A 17,647-nucleotide genomic window follows, 5' to 3' on the forward strand; every position below is an offset into this window, starting at 1 on the left:
TTATGATGGAAGAGAGAATGGGAAAAACAGTTTATATTATCGGTTCTAAAGGAATACCAGCTAAATATGGCGGATTTGAAACTTTTGTAGAGAAATTAACAGAGTTTCAAAAGGATAAAGACATTCAATATTATGTCGCTTGTATGCGTGAAAACTCAGCTAAGTCTGGAATCACAGAGGATGTTTTTGAACATAATGGTGCCACATGCTTTAACATTGATGTTCCGAATATTGGACCGGCTCGTGCAATCGCTTATGATATTGCTGCTCTCAACAAGGCAATTGAAATAGCAAAGAAAAACAAGGACGAAGCACCTATATTTTATATTCTAGCTTGCCGAATTGGTCCATTTATTTCAACTATAAAAAGAAAAATCAAAGCTCTTGGGGGCACTTTGATGGTTAATCCAGATGGACATGAGTGGCTGCGAGCTAAATGGAGTTTACCTGTTCGTAAATATTGGAAATATTCTGAGCGACTTATGGTGAAGCACGCAGACCTTTTGATTTGTGATAGTAAGAATATCGAAAAGTATATCCAAACGGATTATACTCATTATCAACCAAATACAACTTATATTGCTTATGGGACTGACATAACTAGATCACAACTGACATCCTCAGATGAAAAAGTGCGTTCTTGGTATGATGAAAAAGGTGTTCGTGAGAATGAATATTATCTTGTAGTTGGACGTTTCGTCCCAGAAAATAATTATGAATCCATGATTCGTGGCTTTATGAAGTCTAACTCTAAGAAAGATTTTGTCTTGATTACCAATGTTGAGCAAAATAAGTTTTATGAGAAACTGCGTCAAGAGACTGGTTTTGACAAAGATCCACGTGTCAAGTTTGTTGGGACGGTTTATGACCAAGAGTTGCTCAAGTATATCCGTGAGCATGCTTTTGCTTACCTCCATGGTCATGAAGTTGGTGGAACTAATCCGTCTCTTTTAGAGGCACTAGCTTCTACAAAATTAAACCTCCTACTTGATGTCGGATTTAACCGTGAGGTCGGAGAAGATGGGGCAATGTATTGGAAGAAGGATGAACTAGCTCAGATTATTGATAAAGCAGAGCAGTTGGATAAAACAGCAATTGAAAAATTAGATCACCAATCAAGCCAAGGAATCAATCAATCTTTTACTTGGGAGAAGATTGTTAGTGAGTATGAAAAGGTGTTTAAGGGATAGGTAATGAAGAGGATTTTATACTTACATGCAGGTGCAGAAATGTATGGAGCAGATAAGGTCTTATTAGAGTTAATTAAAGGACTGAATAAGCAAGAATTTGAAGCACATGTGATTTTACCAAACAAAGGTGTTTTAGTTGAAGCTTTGCGTCAAGTAGGTGCTAAAGTTGAAGTTATAGAATATCCTATTCTTCGCCGGAAATATTTTAATCCCAAAGGCATGATTGACTATATCCGCTCCTATCATCGCTATGCTAAAAAGATTGCCACTTATGCGAAACAACATCGGATTGACCTTGTTCATAATAATACAACGGCTGTTTTGGAAGGAATTTACCTCAAACGGAAGTTGAAGTTGCCTCTTTTATGGCATGTTCATGAAATCATTGTTAGACCTAAATTTGTTTCTGATTTCATTAATATGCTAATGGGACGATATGCTGATAGAATTATCACAGTTTCAGAAGCAGTTGCAAATCATGTATTGGCATCTCGTTTTGTGAATAAAGAGCAAATTTCTGTCATTTACAATGGAGTGGATAATGCTACTTATTATCCAAAAGATAATCAGTCTATTCGGGAACAATTTGAGATTGATCAGACTTTCATGGTTATTGGAATGATAGGACGCGTGAATGCATGGAAAGGTCAGAATGATTTTTTAGATGCAGTAATTCCGATTTTGAAAGGTAACTCTAACATAGTAGCTTTCCTAGCAGGGAGTGCGTTTGAGGGTGAAGAATGGCGCGTGCAAGAGTTGGATGCAAGAATTGCTTCCTTACCAGTAGCTGAACAGATTAAGCGTATTGATTATTACGCTAATACGAATGAGCTATATAATATGTTTGACATTTTTGTGCTTCCAAGTACCAATCCAGATCCGCTACCAACAGTAGTGCTAGAAGCAATGGCATGTGGAAAGCCGATTGTAGGCTATCGACATGGTGGTGTTTGTGAAATGGTAGAAGAAGATATCAATGGTTTGTTAGCGAAACCAAATGATTCTGAAGCTTTATCTCGACTTATTCAGAATTTAATAGATAATCCAGAAAAAATCAGCGAATTTGGACAAGCTTCGATGAAACGTCAGAAAGAGATGTTTTCTCTGGAGAGCTATGTAAAAAATTTTTCTTATATATATATTGAGTTATTGAAAGGGAAAACTGTATGAGAGATGAAAAACTAAAGGCTGATAAATATAGATGGGGAAACCGAAAATTTTTATGGTACTTACCACAGTACAGATTCCTGTTTTTAAAAAGAAAATGTGAGGCATATAGATTAAATTTCCGATTTTTATTTTATATTTTTCGCTTTCTATATGAAAGATATAAAATCAAATATATGATGGATATTCCAGCAAGAGTAAGAATTGGGAAAGGCCTAAGAATTGAACATATTGGTAATATCGTTATAAATCCTAATGTAATTATTGGAGAAAATGTAACTCTGTTAAATGGTGTTTTAATTGGCTCTCAAAGTAGAGGAGCTAGGGAAGGGACTCCAACTATTGGAAATTCTGTATGGATTGGGACAAATGCTGTTGTTGTTGGTAAAATTAATATTGGAAATAATGTATTAATAGCACCCGGGGCATTTGTTAATTTTGATGTACCAGATAATACCATAGTATTAGGTAATCCTGGAAAGATAATACCAAAATCTGATGCTACAAAAGGATATATAATAAATTCAATATATGAAAATGAATAGATAGATTGTATTCTAAAAAATTACTTTTGTTAATGTGAATGTTTTAAATTAGGAATAATTATAGGTTAAAAAATATATGGACATCCAGCTTAGTGTAATTATACCAGTATATCAAGTTGAAAATTATTTAAGTCGTTGTATTGAGAGTGTATTAGTCCAAGATTATGATTCTTATGAGATTATTTTGGTTGATGATGGCAGCACTGATTCTTCACCGATAATTTGTGATGATTATGCTCAACAATTTGAACATATATCAGTTATACATAAAGAAAATGGTGGACTTTCTGATGCACGTAATGTTGGTATTCAACATGCAAAAGGCAAATATATTTTTTTCTTAGATTCAGATGATTGGATTATTAAGACCATGTTTAATGATATGAAAGATATTATTTTATCTTCTAACTATGATATTATTCAGTTTGGAGTTCAAAAAGTTTATACAGAAGCGGATATTAGAAGAGAATATTTATTCAAGGAACATCTATTTATAGGACACGAATCTTTAGAAAGTATGTTAAGGTCTCAAGAAATTACTAGTTTTTCTACGGATAAATTGTATCGGAAAGAATTATTTGTGGTTAATGATATTGAATTCCCTAAAAATGCATATTATGAAGACTTAGGTACGATTTATAAGTTGCTTTTAGTTTCTCAAAAAGTGTATTATACTAATCAAATTTATTATTGTTATTTTATGAAAAATGAGAATGCAATTACTAAAACTTGGTCAGATAAAAAGTTTAAAGATATGTTCCGATTTTTTCAGGACATTTATCATGTATCAACAAAGGTATTAGATGATGACAATCGTATCTCTAAAGCATATTATAATAATGGGCTTGTCTATTTACTTATGAAACTATATGAAGAAAACAAGGAAGATAGTAAAGTTTGTAAAACTATCTTAAGAGAGCTGAAATTGTATAGGATTTCTCCGTTTCAATTAAAAGAGTATCCTAATTATATTAAATATTTATTTTATAGATTACATATTTTGAAATTATCAGCTAAGATAAAAATTTTGATAAAGAATAGATAGAGATAATAATATGATTAGAAAAAAATTTTTATTATTGTTTGAACAAATTGATACATTTGAGCAATTTGTTGCAAGTAATATCACTATAGATAGTGTGGAAGTATCTACTCCATATAAGCAAGTGGGGAATTCTTGTATGCATAACATAAGAGCCATATTAAAAAGAATTCCTGGTTACTTTTTTTATAAATATTGGTTAGAAGATTGATCGAAAAGTTAGAAATTTCAAAATTGTTGGTGAACTATTTTGAAATTCGTTTCCAGATGAGTCTAATTTTGAGATATAAAGGAGAGAAAATGAAGTACTATTTACAAGAAAATTTTATACAGAACGCCGATATAAAAAATGCAGGTAATAAAGCAAGAAATGATGTTAATAAGATTTTACAATTAGAAGGCTACCAACCACTTTATTTACAATCTGAAAACTGGCATCAAATGAGTCTATTACAAGCACAGGTTTATAAGTACAAGCTTCTTAAGCAAACCTTTTCTCAGATAACAGAAGGCGACTGTCTAGTCATTCAATTTCCTATGATTCATCATAGTCTTCTTTTTGCTTCATTAATAAAGTTTGTTCAGAAAAAAGGAGGTAGAGTATTTTTATTAATTCATGATTTGGAACAATTAAGAACTTTCAGAGATAGAAATACAGCACTTCGACATAAAATAAGAATTAAGGTATTGGAAAGTAAACCTTTAGATTTAGTAGATGGTATCATTGCTCATAATGATATGATGAAATCTGTTCTTGTAAATAAAGGTATCTCTTCTAATAAAATCGTTAGTCTAAGAATTTTTGACTATCTTATTCCAAATTTTAAAAAGCCGGAATGTCTGAAAAAAGATTCCCCAATTATTATTGCAGGTAATTTATCCTTCAAAAAAGCGGGATATATTTATAACTTGCCCACTTCCCCAGCTTATCATTTGTATGGTGTTGGATTTGATGAAACACAGAAATTACCAAATGAAACTTATTTTGGCTCATTTTTACCAGATGATCTTCCGTCAGTTCTCAGAGGAAGTTTTGGTCTCGTATGGGATGGGGATAGCGCAGAAACATGTAGTGGAGTATTTGGTAATTATTTAAAGTACAACAATTCTCATAAGGCATCTCTATACCTTGCAGCAGGTTTTCCAGTAATTGTTTGGAACAGATCTGCTTTATCTCAATTTATTCTAAAAAACAACTGTGGGATTGCAGTTGAGTCACTTCAAGAACTAAATAAGGTACTTGCAGAATTAACCGAAGCTGAATACGAGACTATGATAAAAAATGTGAGTGAGGTTGGGAGAAAAATTAGAGATGGTTATTTTTTAAAAACAGCATTAAAATGTTTGATTAAATAATTAGATATGATGTTATTTAAAATTTTCAAAATATTCTTTAGATAAGATTGATTTTATAACAGAATGACAAACATAGATTTTTAAAATAATTAAGTTTTTTAAGAGGACGGAAAAGGTCAAATGTTAAAAGTGAAATTTGATAATTTACTAATAGGGATTGTATTAGCTATTGTTATAGTATGGGACACACTCAATACAACAGTATTAAATAGAACTTTACCACAATTGCCAATTGGACTACTATTTCTTGTTGTTCTGATTTTATGTATTCGTTTTAGATTTATAAAGAACATACCTTTGTATTATATCATTATTGCGCCGATTTTATTATTTTCTGGAATAGAGGTCTATTGTTCCACAGGAAAAGCTGATTTTTTACTTTACTCGCTATTAATTGTCTTACTTTTGAATGCAAAGATTGAGAGTATTTTAAAAATATATGTTATTTTTGTAGGAAGTGTTGTTTTACTGGTTGTATTTTTATCTTTTCTTGGTATAATTCCCAATTTACAATTTGTCCAAGAGCGCTTATCAGGAACTGTTGTACGAAATTCATTTGGTTTTATTTATCCAACAGACTTTGCTTCTCATTGTTTTTATCTTTTTCTAGCTATTTCTTATTTGTTAAAAGATAAAATAATATGGATACGTAGTATTATAGGTCTTCTTCTTTCTTATTTTGTTCTTAAATATTGTGATGCTCGTTTAAATGCTCTCTCTATTTTTATTGCTACATTAATCTTTTTATTTTTTTATTATATGAAGAATACGAAGCTGAAAGTTTATGCTATTTTACCCTTTTCTGTTCCAATTTTATCTTCATTAATGTATTATTTAAGTTCGCGGTTTACTTGGGCAAGTCCATTTTATGTATTGGTGAATAATTTAATGAGTATGAGACTGCATTTAGGTAAAGAAGCTCTATCAAAATATGATTTACATTTATTTGGAACAAAAGGGATTCAATTTATTGGATATGGAGGTTCGACAGAATCGGTTTACAGTTATAATTATGTGGACTCTTCTTATATACAAATGCTATTTACCTATGGCATATTTCCATTAATTATACTTATTATTTTATATGTTCTACAGTCTTGGAAGTCATATAAACAAGGGAATTATTTGTTGTTAGCAATTTTATCTTTGGTATCCGTAAACTGTATGATTGAAGCATTTTGGATTCGACCATCCTATGATATATTTATGTATATAATGTTTGCTTCAATTACTTTTCCAAAAAAGGAAAGTGAACTTGAGGATTAATACATGAAAATATTAAAAAATTACGCTTATAACTTCTCCTATCAGTTACTGGTCATCATCCTTCCGATACTGACTACTCCATATGTAACACGGATTTTCTCGTCTGAGGATTTAGGAACTTATGGTTATTTTAATTCAATTGTGACCTACTTCATCTTACTAGCAACTTTAGGAGTAGCGAATTATGGTACGAAAGAGGTTTCTGCAAATCGAAAGAATATTCAGCCGACTTTCTGGGGAATATATAGTTTGCAAGTAGTTGCAGCATTTATTTCTATAGTTCTTTATCTTCTTCTTTGTTGGAGTGTTCCAAGTATGCAGAATCCTGTTGCTTACATTTTAGGATTGAGCTTGTTGTCAAAAGGCCTTGATATTTCTTGGCTTTTTCAAGGTTTGGAAGATTTTCGTAAGATTACCATTCGGAATATTACAGTTAAACTTTTAGGGATCCTATCAATCTTTTTATTTGTGAAAACACCAAATGATTTATATTTATATGTTTTTCTTTTGACAGGATTTGAACTACTTGGTCAGCTCAGTATGTGGTTGCCAGCGAAGGAATTTATTGGGAAACCACATTTCGATGTTGTACATGCAAAAGAACATTTAAAACCAGTTATTCTGTTGTTTTTACCTCAAATTGCCATCTCGCTATATGTGACGCTAGATCGAACTATGCTAGGCGCTTTATCTTCAACTAAGGATGTGGGAATTTATGATCAAGCCTTAAAAATCATAAATATATTACTAACAATTGTAACTTCTCTTGGCAGTGTGATGCTTCCTCGTGTTTCAAGTTTGCTGTCTTCAGGTGATTATAAAGCAGTTAATAAAATGCATGAAATGTCTTTCTTGATTTATAATTTGATTATTTTCCCAATTATTGCAGGGATGTTAATTGTAAATAAAGATTTTGTCAATTTCTTTTTAGGGAAGGACTTTCAAGAAGCACGAGTGGCTATTGATATTATGATTGCACGGATGTTCTTTATTGGTTGGACAAATATTATGGGAATTCAGATTTTAATACCTCATAATAAAAATCGAGAGTTTATGTTGTCAACTACAATTCCTGCTTTTGTAAGCGTTGGATTAAACTTACTTTTAATTCCTTCTTTGGGATTTATTGGAGCGTCAATTACATCGGTTCTGACAGAGGCACTCGTTTGGGTTATTCAATATTACTATACTCGTTCATACCTCAAAGAAGTACCGATTTTATCATCAATGCTAAAAATCATTTTGTCCTCAAGCTTGATGTATATAATTTTATTATTATTGCAACCATTACTAAAATTTTCGTCTGTTGTGAATGTTGGAATTTATGGTATATTAGGGGCTGTCTTTTATATAAGTTTTATATTAGTGTTCCGAGTTGTTAATGTAAAAGAATTAAAAGAACAATTTTTGAAAAAATAGGAGTTATTATGTACGATTATCTAATTGTTGGCGCTGGTTTATCTGGAGCAATTTTTGCTTATGAGGCAGCCAAGCGTGGTAAAAAAGTAAAGGTGATTGATAAGCGAGATCACATCGGTGGGAATATCTATTGTGAAAATATCGAAGGCATCAATGTTCATAAGTATGGTGCGCATATTTTTCATACTTCAAATAAACGAGTTTGGGATTATATAAATCAATTTGCAGAATTTAATAATTATATTAATTCTCCTGTTGCTAACTATAAAGGTAAATTGTACAATTTACCTTTCAATATGAATACCTTTTATGCTCTTTGGGGAACGAAGACACCTCAAGAAGTTAAAGATAAAATTGCAGATCAGACTAAAGATTTACAAAATGTTGAACCGCAAAATTTGGAAGAGCAAGCGATTAAATTGATTGGTCCTGATATTTACGAAAAGTTGATTAAAGGCTATACTGAAAAGCAATGGGGACGTTCTGCGACAGAATTACCACCATTTATCATTAAACGTTTACCAGTACGTTTAACTTTTGATAATAATTACTTCAACGACCGTTATCAAGGAATTCCAATCGGTGGTTATAATGTTATCATTGAAAATATGCTTGAAGGTGTTGAAGTTGAGCTTGGAGTAGATTTTTTTGTCAATCGCAAAGAGTTGGAAGCATCTGCTGATAAGATTGTCTTTACAGGTATGATCGACCAATATTTTGATTATAAGCATGGTGAATTGGAATATCGTAGTCTTCGTTTTGAGCATGAAGTTTTAGATGAAGAAAATCATCAAGGGAATGCAGTCATCAATTATACAGAGCGTGAAATTCCTTATACTCGTATCATTGAACACAAACATTTTGAATATGGAACACAAGAAAAAACAGTTATCACGCGAGAATATCCAGCTAATTGGAAGCGTGGAGATGAGCCATATTACCCAATCAATGATGAGAAAAACAATGCTATCTATAATAAGTATTTAGAAGAAGCAAAAAAGAACGATAATGTTATCTTTTGTGGGCGTTTAGCCGATTACAAATATTATGATATGCATGTGGTTATTGAACGAGCTTTGGAAGTAGTGGAGAAAGAATTCTAAGATAGAGTCAACTAATTTTCATTATTTTCTTGGTTTAACTTTATTCTATTTTTCCACCTAACCCTAGCACACGAATGAAGCTTTCGCATTTTAGGAAAGTGTCTCATTTGCGTGCTTTTTTTGATGCTCAAAAAGAGACAAAAATATATAGACAAATGGTTTGAAAACAGGTATAACTATCTTTATCTTAAAATGAGAGTATGTGGGAGGGATTGTATGGACTAAGAACATCTTTTGTGGATAACGATTAGTTCATATTATTATTTCTATTTAGTTTATTGTCTGGTCGTAGACAAGAGATTGTTTCGTGAGATTCGAGAGACAAATTTTCGACCGATTGATGAGCATGTTTCGATGTCAGAAACAAACACTTTTGGACGGGGAGTAATGCATTTTCATGGAAGAAACGAACGCGAAAGAAACTGTATAAGAGTTTGAGGTGATTGGAAAATCATTTGTCAAATAAAAATTCCTAAACTAAATAGGAATGGTTTAGGAGTTTCACTAGTGAAAAAATAATTTGTGACTGATAGATAAAGTTGATTCGGATCTTACTGCAAGTATACTTTTTCATCTTTTAATATTAAAATAGCGGGCATGGGCAGTTGTTTCCAAAAATCATAATGGATTTGTCCATCAAAATAGCTGAGCAGGATACAAATCAGATTGCCGTGAGAACTGATGATGATGTGTTCATCTTGGTGATTTTCTTCTAATTTTTGCAGAAATGCTAGAGCTAGTTTTTGAGCCATGAGGTTCGATTCGCCACCCGGTAGAGAACTGTCAGGATTTTGCCAAAGTTGCTTGAGTGTAGTTTCAAATGTTTGGTCGGAAACCTGCTGACTGCTTAGTTTTCGTTCAATCAATCGCTTATCAAGTTGAATCGGAAGCCCAAAGGTTAGTGCCAAAGGCTCAATCGTTTCAATTGCTCGTTGGTAAGGACTAGAATAAATAGCAGAGATTGGCTTATTCTCTAGTATTTTTAATTGTGAGAGGGAAGTGAGTCCCTTTTGTGACAAAGGGCGTGTCCATTCGTCAGGTGTGTAAGTTGAGTGCGCGTGACGGACAAAATAATAAATGTTGTTCATGTAATCTAGTATATCACAACATGTGAAAATTCTATAAATAAGCAAGAAATAATGCTTATTTAAGAAAAACTTTAACTTTGTCTTACGGATAGTTAATAAGAGCTTGGTAAACTTTAATCAACCATTAAAAATAATCAAAGGAGTAAATAATATGGTTGACAAAAATCATCGTCCAGACAATCAAAGATATACAAGATGGTCAATCCGTCGGTTAAGTGTAGGTGTTGCGTCCGTAGTTGTGGCAAGTGGATTCTTTATTCTTATTAGCAATCCGGTAAATGCCCAAGTTGGTACGCAAAACAAGGTGGTCACGACAGCCCCGTCAAATAGTCCAACAGAATCTGGGAAATCCATACTTGATTCGAAAGTAGGACAATCTGAAAAAACAACAGCTGACAAGAAAGAAATGCCAGATGCAACTAAGCCCTCACAAGATTTGTCTGGCAGAACAACTCAAACACCAGATAAAAAGGTGCAAGAAAAACAAGAAGTTACAAAAGAAAACAAAGCAGGAAAATCCATTGCAGAAGCTGCGAAAAAAATCCAAAAGGCGTCAGAAACAGTTGTAAAAGAAGCAACTCCAAAAGCGCAAGAAGATCCATCTCTCGCTCAAGCTAAGCAATCTGTAACGGACAATATCAAGGGCAGTACAGATGTTCCTGCTTCCTTCTTACAAAACGCGAACCACCCCGGTCCTTTTACAGCAGGGGTGAATGAAGTCATTCCGTATGAACTCTTCGGTGGAGATGGTATGCTGACACGTCTCTTGTTGAAATCTTCAAATGGCGCCCCATGGTCAGATAACGGCACGGCAAAACACGCTGGCTTACTACCCTTTGCCAACATTCCAAAAGGTAAATATTTCTATCAAGTGTCACTCAATGGTAATGCGGCCGGCAAACAAGGTAAAGCGCTCTTGGATCAATTGAAAGCGAATGGCACACACAGCTATACCGCAACCGTCACAGTTTACGGTGCAACAAAAGATGGTAAGGCAGACTTGAACAATGTTATCGCAACACGTCAAGTAAATCTGAATTTGAATGGTCAAAAAGCGCAAGAAGATCCATCTCTCGCTCAAGCTAAGCAATCTGTAGCGGATAATATCAAGGGCAGTACAGATGTTCCTGCTTCCTTCTTACAAAACGCGAACCACCCTGGTCCTTTTACAGCAGGGGTGAATGAAGTCATTCCGTATGAACTCTTCGGTGGAGATGGTATGCTGACACGTCTCTTGTTGAAATCCTCAGATGGCGCTCCATGGTCAGATAACGGCACGGCAAAACACGCTGGCTTACTACCCTTTGCCAACATTCCAAAAGGCAAATATTTCTACCAAGTATCACTCAATGGTAATGCGGCCGGCAAACAAGGTAAAGCGCTCTTGGATCAATTGAAAGCCAACGGTACGCACAGCTATACTGCAACAGTCACAGTTTACGGTGCAACAAAAGATGGTAAGGCAGACTTGAACAATGTGATTGCGACTCGTCAAGTAAAATTGAACTTAAATGGCACAACAACAGCAGAACAAATCAAGAAATCTGTTTCCGAAAATATCAAAGATAAGATTGATGTTCCAGCAAGCTACTTGAAAAATGCAGTCTTTCCTGGACCATTTACAGCCGGTGTCAATCAAGTGATTCCGTATGAACTCTTTGGTGGTGATGGCATGTTGACTCGTCTTCTGCTCAAATCATCAAACGGAGCACCCTGGTCAGATAATGGCTCAGCTAAGCATCCAGGTCTATTGCCACTAGCGGGCTTAGGCAAAGGTCAATATTTCTACCAAGTATCACTCAATGGTAATGCGGCCGGCAAACAAGGCAAGGCCCTCTTGGATCAATTGAAAGCGAACGGTACTCATACTTACACTGCAACTGTTAAGGTTTACGGTGCAACTAAGGATGGTAAGGCAGACTTGAACAATGTTATCGCAACACGTCAAGTAAATCTGAATTTGAATGGCACTACGACCGTTGACCAAGTGAAAAAATCCGTAGTAGACAACATCAAAGATAAAATTGATGTCCCTGCAAGTTATTTAACAAATGCAGTTTATCCAGGACCATTTACGGCTGGTGTTAATCAAGTGATTCCGTATGAACTCTTTGGTGGTGACGGTATGTTAACACGTCTCTTGTTGAAATCCTCAGACGGCGCCTCATGGTCAGATAATGGTAAAGCAAACCATGCAGGTCTCCTACCACTTGCAGGTTTAGGAAAGGGGCAATATTTCTATCAAGTCTCACTAGATGGTAATGCAGCAGGTAAACAGGATAAAGCTTTATTAGACCAACTAAAAGCTAATGGTACGCATTCTTATAAAGCGACTGTTACAGTGTATGGAGCAACCAAAGATGGCCAAGCGGACTTGAAGAATGTCATTGCGACGAAATCTGTGACGATTAACCTAAAAGGTGAAAAGAAAGCGGACTCTAAAGGACAATCTCAACAAGGTCAAAATGATCAGGTACAAAACCAAGGTAAAAAAGCAGATCATGACGGAAGCAAGCATTCAAATAAAGGTGGCACGCCTTCTGCAACAACTTCAAAAGGTGGACAAGCTACAGCAAGCAAAAAATCGCTTCCTAATACAGGTCAAAAATCCTCTCTTGGCTTGACAGTCCTAGGACTTCTTGGATTAAGTGCAGCAGCTATTTTAGCACTTGTTGGCATGAAACGCAGAGAAAAGAAGTAATTCTCACATTTGTGAGCAATAACGCTTGAATCAAGTATAGAAATAGTGTTATACTTTTTCGTGGTATAACACTATTTTTCACAATAGAGGTAAGAAAATGACGAAGAGAATTTTGTTAGTAGATGATGAAGTAGAGATTACCGAGATTAACAAGCGTTATTTAACACAGGCAGGTTATGAAGTCAATGTGGCGCATGATGGGCAGGAAGCTTTGGAGCTTTTTAAGAAATATCCGATTGATTTGATTATCACCGACATTATGATGCCCAACATGGACGGGTATGATTTGATTGGCGAAGTGCAGTATCTTGCTCCGGAGCAACCTTTCCTTTTTATTACTGCTAAAACATCTGAACCGGATAAAATTTATTCCCTCAGTATGGGAGCGGATGATTTTATTACCAAACCTTTCAGTCCGCGGGAGTTGGTGTTGCGGGTGCATAATATCTTGCGGCGCATTCACCGCAGTGTGGGAGCAGATGAAAAACTCCAACTAGGGGATTTAGAGATAAATCATGCAACGCGCGAAGTGACAGTGCACGGACAATCGTTGATGATGACCATTAAATCTTTTGAGTTGCTATGGATTTTGGCCAGCAATCCTCAGCGGGTCTTTTCTAAGACAGAATTGTATGAGAAAGTCTGGCAAGAAGATTTTGTAGATGATACAAATACGTTGAATGTTCACATTCATGCCTTGCGGCAAGATTTAGCAAAATACAGTACAGAAAAAACACCCACGATTAAGACTGTTTGGGGACTGGGCTATAAGATAGAGGTGTAAGATGAAATTAAAGCACTTTATTATTGTGGGATACCTCATTTCCACAACTATCACGGTTGTTGCAATCATCTGGTCTGTCAACACCATGCTGATTTCAAAAAGTGATATTTATTTTATTATTGGTATTAGCATTCTGGCTAGTATTACAGGGGCATTGGTTAGCCTTTTGCTGTTGAGTCGTGTCTTTCTCTCTTTGGATAAATTAAAACAACTCATAAAAGGAATCTCTGACAAGAAGTTTGAAACGGTCAATACAATTAAAAATCCAACAGAATTTAAAGAATTAGCAGATGCTTTTAATGAAATGTCTACTGATTTGCAAAACACATTTGCCTCTTTAGAAGAAAGTGAAAAAGAAAAAGGCTTGATGATTGCTCAGCTTTCACATGATATTAAAACGCCTTTGACATCTATTCAAGCAACTGTTGAAGGAATGCTAGACGGTGTGATTGCGGCAGATGAGCAGCAGTATTATCTCAAAACCATCAGTCGGCAGACCGATCGGTTGAATAAGCTGGTCGAGGAGCTAAGTTTTATCACTCTGAATACGATGAATCAGCCAGATGTACCGCTTGAAAAAGAAGAGATTTTCCTTGATAAGCTCTTGATTGATATTATGTCGGAGTTCCAATTGGTGATTGATAAAGAAGACCGAGATATTCAGATTTCAGTGCAGCCAGAATCAGCAAAAATTATCAGCAACTATGATAAACTCTCACGGATTATTCTCAATCTTGTCAGCAATGCTTTTAAGTATTCAGAAGCAGGCACTAAGCTTACTATTGATGCGGCGGTTGACAATAAGCGCTTGACTTTAACGGTGGCAGATGAAGGTCAGGGCATTAAGTCAGAGGATTTGGAGAAAATATTTAAACGACTTTATCGGGTAGAATCTTCTCGCAATATGAAAACTGGCGGGCACGGTCTAGGGCTCTATATTGCACGTGAATTGGCACGCCAATTGGGTGGTGATATTTTCGTGCAAAGTGAGTATGGACAAGGTAGCAGTTTTTCGCTTGTATTAGATTTATAAAATGAAAGTGAGATAGACTAGAAAAATGAACATTTCGGGTTATCTCATTCTTTATTTTTATTAGTTAGTTTGCAGTCTTTGAAAAATCCGATATTTCCTACTGCATGGCATATGCTCCGAAGAATATCCAAAAAGCGGCGACGTATGTAGTGGATCACTTTGCAGATGCTATCAAGCATTTGGAGAAGTTATTGTATCAAAATAGTATAAAGGCTTAAGAAAATTCTCTTAGGCTTTTTAGATATTGCTATTATTCTTAATCAGAAAATTTCTTTGGTTTCATGGTATAATAAATAATATGGAAAATAAGAATAAATTACTGTTAATTGATGGATCTTCTGTAGCTTATCGTGCTTTTTTCGCACTTTACAATCAAATTGATCGATTCAAGAGTCCGTCCGGACTTCATACCAATGCTATTTATGGCTTTCACCTTATGCTCAATCATTTAATGGAGCGGGTGCAGCCGACTCATATCTTGGTGGCATTTGATGCGGGGAAGACCACCTTTCGGACAGAGATGTATGCTGATTACAAAGGTGGTCGGGCTAAAACGCCGGAGGAATTTCGTGAGCAGCTTCCTTTTATCCGAGAAATGCTGGATAAGTTAGGTATTCGCTATTACGACTTGGATCAGTATGAAGCTGATGATATTATTGGAACTCTGGATAAAATGGCTGAAAACACGCCTGTACCCTACGATGTGACGATCGTGAGCGGAGATAAGGATCTAATCCAGCTGACCGATGATAATACTATTGTGGAAATTTCTAAAAAAGGTGTGGCAGAATTTGAGGAATTTACACCAGCCTATCTAATGGAAAAAATGGGAATTACACCAGCCCAGTTCATTGATCTCAAAGCTCTTATGGGTGATTCTTCGGACAATATCCCTGGTGTGACGAAAATCGGTGAGAAAACGGGACTCAAGCTTCTCTTGGAATACGGCTCTCTGGAAGGCATTTATGACAACATTGACCAAATGAAGCAGTCTAAGATGAAGGAAAATCTCATCAATGACAAGGACATTGCTTTCTTGTCTAGAACACTTGTTACCATTGATACCCAAGCTCCCATCGAAATCGGTTTGGAAGATATCCTCTATCAAGGTCCGAATATCAAACAATTAAGCAGATTCTATGATGAAATGGGCTTTAAACAATTTAAGCAAGCGCTGGAAGCGGAAGTAGAGCCAGAAGAGGCGGCCGACATTGCTTTTGAGGAAGTGACGAAAGTCCGTCCAGAAATGCTCAGTAAAGATGATTTTTTCTACTTTGAAATGTTGGGGGACAATTACCACATAGACGAGATGGTTGGCTTTGCTTGGGGAAATTCACAGCAGATTTATGCCAGTCAGGACATCAGTCTTTTGCAGCAGCCGGTTTTCAAAGAATTTCTGGAAAATACAGCCTTGAAGGTTTATGACTTTAAACGCTCTAAAGTCTTGCTCAGTCGCTTAGGCATTGAGCTTTCGCAACCAGCGTTTGACAGTCGTTTAGCTAAGTATCTTCTTTCAACTGTTGACAACAATGAAATCGCAACAATTGCTGGTCTTTATGGCAAGACCAAACTCGCCGAAGATAAGGCGGTTTATGGGAAAGGCGCTAAGCGGGCACTGCCTGAAAAAGCTATTTTATTGAGCCATTTAGCCAGAAAAGTCACAGTTCTCATTGAAACGGAAAAGCCTATGACAGACTTGCTGCGCCAGCATGACCAACTTAACCTGCTGTACGAAATGGAGCAACCTTTAGCCTTTGTGCTGGCTAAAATGGAGATTGCTGGTATCAAAGTAGAGCGCGAAACATTGCAAACCATGCAGGCTGAAAATGAGAGAATTCTGACTCGGCTAACTCAGGAAATCTATGAGCTTGCTGGTGAGGAGTTTAACATTAATTCTCCTAAACAGTTGGGGGGCATTCTCTTTGAAAAACTAGGTTTGCCAACGTCTTTTACTAAGAAAACCAAAACGGGCTACTCTACGGCAGTAGATGTATTGGAACGTTTGGCACCGATTGCACCGATTGTGGAGAAGATTTTGGACTATCGGCAAATTGCTAAAATTCAATCAACCTATGTTATGGGGCTACAGGATTGGATTTTAGCAGACGGAAAGATTCATACTCGCTATCTTCAAGATTTGACCCAGACAGGAAGACTATCTAGTGTGGATCCCAATCTGCAAAATATTCCAATTCGTTTGGAGCAAGGACGCTTAATTCGGAAAGCTTTTGTGCCGGAGTGGAAGGATAGTGTCTTGCTCAGTTCCGACTACTCACAAATTGAGCTGCGGGTTTTGGCGCATATTTCGGGTGATGAACATTTAATTGAAGCATTCAGACATGGAGCTGATATTCACACTTCGACAGCTATGCGGGTTTTTGGTATTGAAAAGCCAGAAGATGTGACACCAAATGACCGCCGCAATGCCAAAGCTGTTAACTTTGGTGTTGTTTACGGAATTTCTGACTTTGGACTTGCCAACAATCTGGGCATTAGTCGTAAGGAAGCGAAGTCCTATATTGATACTTATTTTGAGCGCTATCCGGGTATCAAGGCCTATATGGAAAATGTGGTGCGAGAGGCACGAGACAAGGGCTATGTAGAAACTCTCTTTCACCGTCGTCGGGAGATCCCAGATATCAATTCTCGTAACTTCAATGTCCGAGGATTTGCAGAACGAACAGCAATCAATTCGCCTATTCAGGGCAGTGCAGCTGATATTCTCAAAATTGCTATGATTCGACTGGATCAAGCTCTGACAGATGGGAATTTTAAAACCAGAATGCTATTGCAAGTTCATGACGAAATTGTGTTGGAAGTACCCGAAAACGAACTGACCGCTATCAAAACGTTGGTCAAAGACATCATGGAATCTGCCATTGAACTTTCTGTTCCCTTGAAAGCGGACGAAAGCGCAGGCAAGACCTGGTATGAAGCCAAATAAAAGCAAGGT

General features: G+C 36.0%; 14 protein-coding genes. 13 read left to right on the top strand and 1 reads right to left on the bottom strand.

Translation table 11 applies throughout. From position 1 onward, the window contains the following. Positions 1 to 17 precede the first annotated feature (17 nt). From cps2T to glf, 9 genes are all read left to right on the top strand, one after another. Positions 18 to 1,190 carry a beta 1-4 rhamnosyltransferase Cps2T gene (gene cps2T, locus EL079_RS08065; RefSeq protein ID WP_003031260.1) on the top strand — a complete coding sequence of 391 codons (1,173 nt, stop codon included), beginning with the start codon at positions 18 to 20 and terminating at the stop codon, positions 1,188 to 1,190. Between the two features lie 3 nt (positions 1,191 to 1,193). Continuing rightward, positions 1,194 to 2,360, top strand: a complete 1,167-nt coding sequence (locus EL079_RS08070) for a glycosyltransferase family 4 protein (RefSeq protein ID WP_003031259.1) — start codon at positions 1,194 to 1,196, stop codon at positions 2,358 to 2,360. Next, positions 2,357 to 2,902: a serine acetyltransferase gene (locus EL079_RS08075; protein ID WP_018543613.1), complete on the top strand. Its 546-nt coding sequence runs from the start codon at positions 2,357 to 2,359 to the stop codon at positions 2,900 to 2,902. The genes EL079_RS08070 and EL079_RS08075 overlap by 4 nt, the downstream gene beginning before the upstream one ends. 76 nt (positions 2,903 to 2,978) lie before the next feature. Next, complete coding sequence (locus EL079_RS08080; RefSeq protein ID WP_018543612.1) at positions 2,979 to 3,947, top strand: glycosyltransferase; 969 nt, start codon at positions 2,979 to 2,981, stop codon at positions 3,945 to 3,947. A gap of 10 nt (positions 3,948 to 3,957) precedes the next feature. Beyond that, positions 3,958 to 4,155: a hypothetical protein gene (locus tag EL079_RS08085; protein WP_003031133.1), complete on the top strand. Its 198-nt coding sequence runs from the start codon at positions 3,958 to 3,960 to the stop codon at positions 4,153 to 4,155. Positions 4,156 to 4,244: 89 nt separating this feature from the next. Beyond that, positions 4,245 to 5,300, top strand: coding sequence for a hypothetical protein (locus tag EL079_RS08090; RefSeq protein WP_003031170.1), 1,056 nt, complete (start codon positions 4,245 to 4,247; stop codon positions 5,298 to 5,300). A 120-nt stretch (positions 5,301 to 5,420) separates the two neighbouring features. Continuing rightward, the gene (locus tag EL079_RS08095) at positions 5,421 to 6,566 is read left to right on the top strand and encodes a polysaccharide polymerase (protein WP_003031177.1); all 1,146 of its coding nucleotides are present in this window, start codon (positions 5,421 to 5,423) and stop codon (positions 6,564 to 6,566) included. 3 nt (positions 6,567 to 6,569) lie between these two features. Continuing rightward, on the top strand, positions 6,570 to 7,985 hold the full coding sequence (locus EL079_RS08100; RefSeq protein WP_003031174.1) for a flippase: 1,416 nt from the start codon (positions 6,570 to 6,572) through the stop codon (positions 7,983 to 7,985). 8 nt (positions 7,986 to 7,993) lie between these two features. Then, positions 7,994 to 9,088: a UDP-galactopyranose mutase gene (gene glf / locus EL079_RS08105; RefSeq protein ID WP_003031165.1), complete on the top strand. Its 1,095-nt coding sequence runs from the start codon at positions 7,994 to 7,996 to the stop codon at positions 9,086 to 9,088. Positions 9,089 to 9,639: 551 nt separating this feature from the next. On the opposite strand, the gene EL079_RS08110 is transcribed toward glf, so the two are convergent. Continuing rightward, entirely contained in the window at positions 9,640 to 10,176 is a 537-nt protein-coding gene (locus EL079_RS08110) for a histidine phosphatase family protein (protein ID WP_003031136.1), read from the bottom strand. Positions 10,177 to 10,327: 151 nt separating this feature from the next. On the opposite strand from EL079_RS08110, the gene EL079_RS08115 reads away from it, so the two are divergent. The 4 genes from EL079_RS08115 to polA all read left to right on the top strand — a co-directional run bounded on the left by EL079_RS08115 (position 10,328) and on the right by polA (position 17,638). Continuing rightward, positions 10,328 to 12,877 carry a YSIRK signal domain/LPXTG anchor domain surface protein gene (locus tag EL079_RS08115; protein WP_003031130.1) on the top strand — a complete coding sequence of 850 codons (2,550 nt, stop codon included), beginning with the start codon at positions 10,328 to 10,330 and terminating at the stop codon, positions 12,875 to 12,877. Positions 12,878 to 12,974: 97 nt separating this feature from the next. Further along, positions 12,975 to 13,661 (top strand): response regulator transcription factor, encoded by a 687-nt coding sequence (locus tag EL079_RS08120; protein ID WP_003031179.1) that lies wholly within the window; start codon positions 12,975 to 12,977, stop codon positions 13,659 to 13,661. A 1-nt stretch (position 13,662) separates the two neighbouring features. After that, entirely contained in the window at positions 13,663 to 14,694 is a 1,032-nt protein-coding gene (locus tag EL079_RS08125) for a sensor histidine kinase (RefSeq protein WP_003026574.1), read from the top strand. A 298-nt stretch (positions 14,695 to 14,992) separates the two neighbouring features. Beyond that, the gene (polA, locus tag EL079_RS08135; protein ID WP_003031140.1) at positions 14,993 to 17,638 is read left to right on the top strand and encodes a DNA polymerase I; all 2,646 of its coding nucleotides are present in this window, start codon (positions 14,993 to 14,995) and stop codon (positions 17,636 to 17,638) included. The last annotated feature ends 9 nt before the right edge of the window (positions 17,639 to 17,647 follow it).

The sequence above is a fragment of the Streptococcus anginosus genome (assembly GCF_900636475.1).
GTDB lineage: Bacteria > Bacillota > Bacilli > Lactobacillales > Streptococcaceae > Streptococcus > Streptococcus anginosus.

Excerpts from the sequence above, each read along its gene's own strand:
- EL079_RS08070 (WP_003031259.1), top strand. The coding sequence starts at position 1,194 with ATGAAGAGGATTTTATACTTACATGCAGGTGCAGAAATGTATGGAGCA.
- EL079_RS08120 (WP_003031179.1), top strand. The coding sequence starts at position 12,975 with ATGACGAAGAGAATTTTGTTAGTAGATGATGAAGTAGAGATTACCGAG.
- EL079_RS08115 (WP_003031130.1), top strand. The coding sequence starts at position 10,328 with ATGGTTGACAAAAATCATCGTCCAGACAATCAAAGATATACAAGATGG.
- EL079_RS08100 (WP_003031174.1), top strand. The coding sequence starts at position 6,570 with ATGAAAATATTAAAAAATTACGCTTATAACTTCTCCTATCAGTTACTG.
- EL079_RS08090 (WP_003031170.1), top strand. The coding sequence starts at position 4,245 with ATGAAGTACTATTTACAAGAAAATTTTATACAGAACGCCGATATAAAA.
- cps2T (WP_003031260.1), top strand. The coding sequence starts at position 18 with ATGGGAAAAACAGTTTATATTATCGGTTCTAAAGGAATACCAGCTAAA.
- polA (WP_003031140.1), top strand. The coding sequence starts at position 14,993 with ATGGAAAATAAGAATAAATTACTGTTAATTGATGGATCTTCTGTAGCT.
- glf (WP_003031165.1), top strand. The coding sequence starts at position 7,994 with ATGTACGATTATCTAATTGTTGGCGCTGGTTTATCTGGAGCAATTTTT.
- EL079_RS08095 (WP_003031177.1), top strand. The coding sequence starts at position 5,421 with ATGTTAAAAGTGAAATTTGATAATTTACTAATAGGGATTGTATTAGCT.
- EL079_RS08080 (WP_018543612.1), top strand. The coding sequence starts at position 2,979 with ATGGACATCCAGCTTAGTGTAATTATACCAGTATATCAAGTTGAAAAT.
- EL079_RS08125 (WP_003026574.1), top strand. The coding sequence starts at position 13,663 with ATGAAATTAAAGCACTTTATTATTGTGGGATACCTCATTTCCACAACT.
- EL079_RS08075 (WP_018543613.1), top strand. The coding sequence starts at position 2,357 with ATGAGAGATGAAAAACTAAAGGCTGATAAATATAGATGGGGAAACCGA.
- EL079_RS08085 (WP_003031133.1), top strand. The coding sequence starts at position 3,958 with ATGATTAGAAAAAAATTTTTATTATTGTTTGAACAAATTGATACATTT.
- EL079_RS08110 (WP_003031136.1), bottom strand. The coding sequence starts at position 10,176 with ATGAACAACATTTATTATTTTGTCCGTCACGCGCACTCAACTTACACA.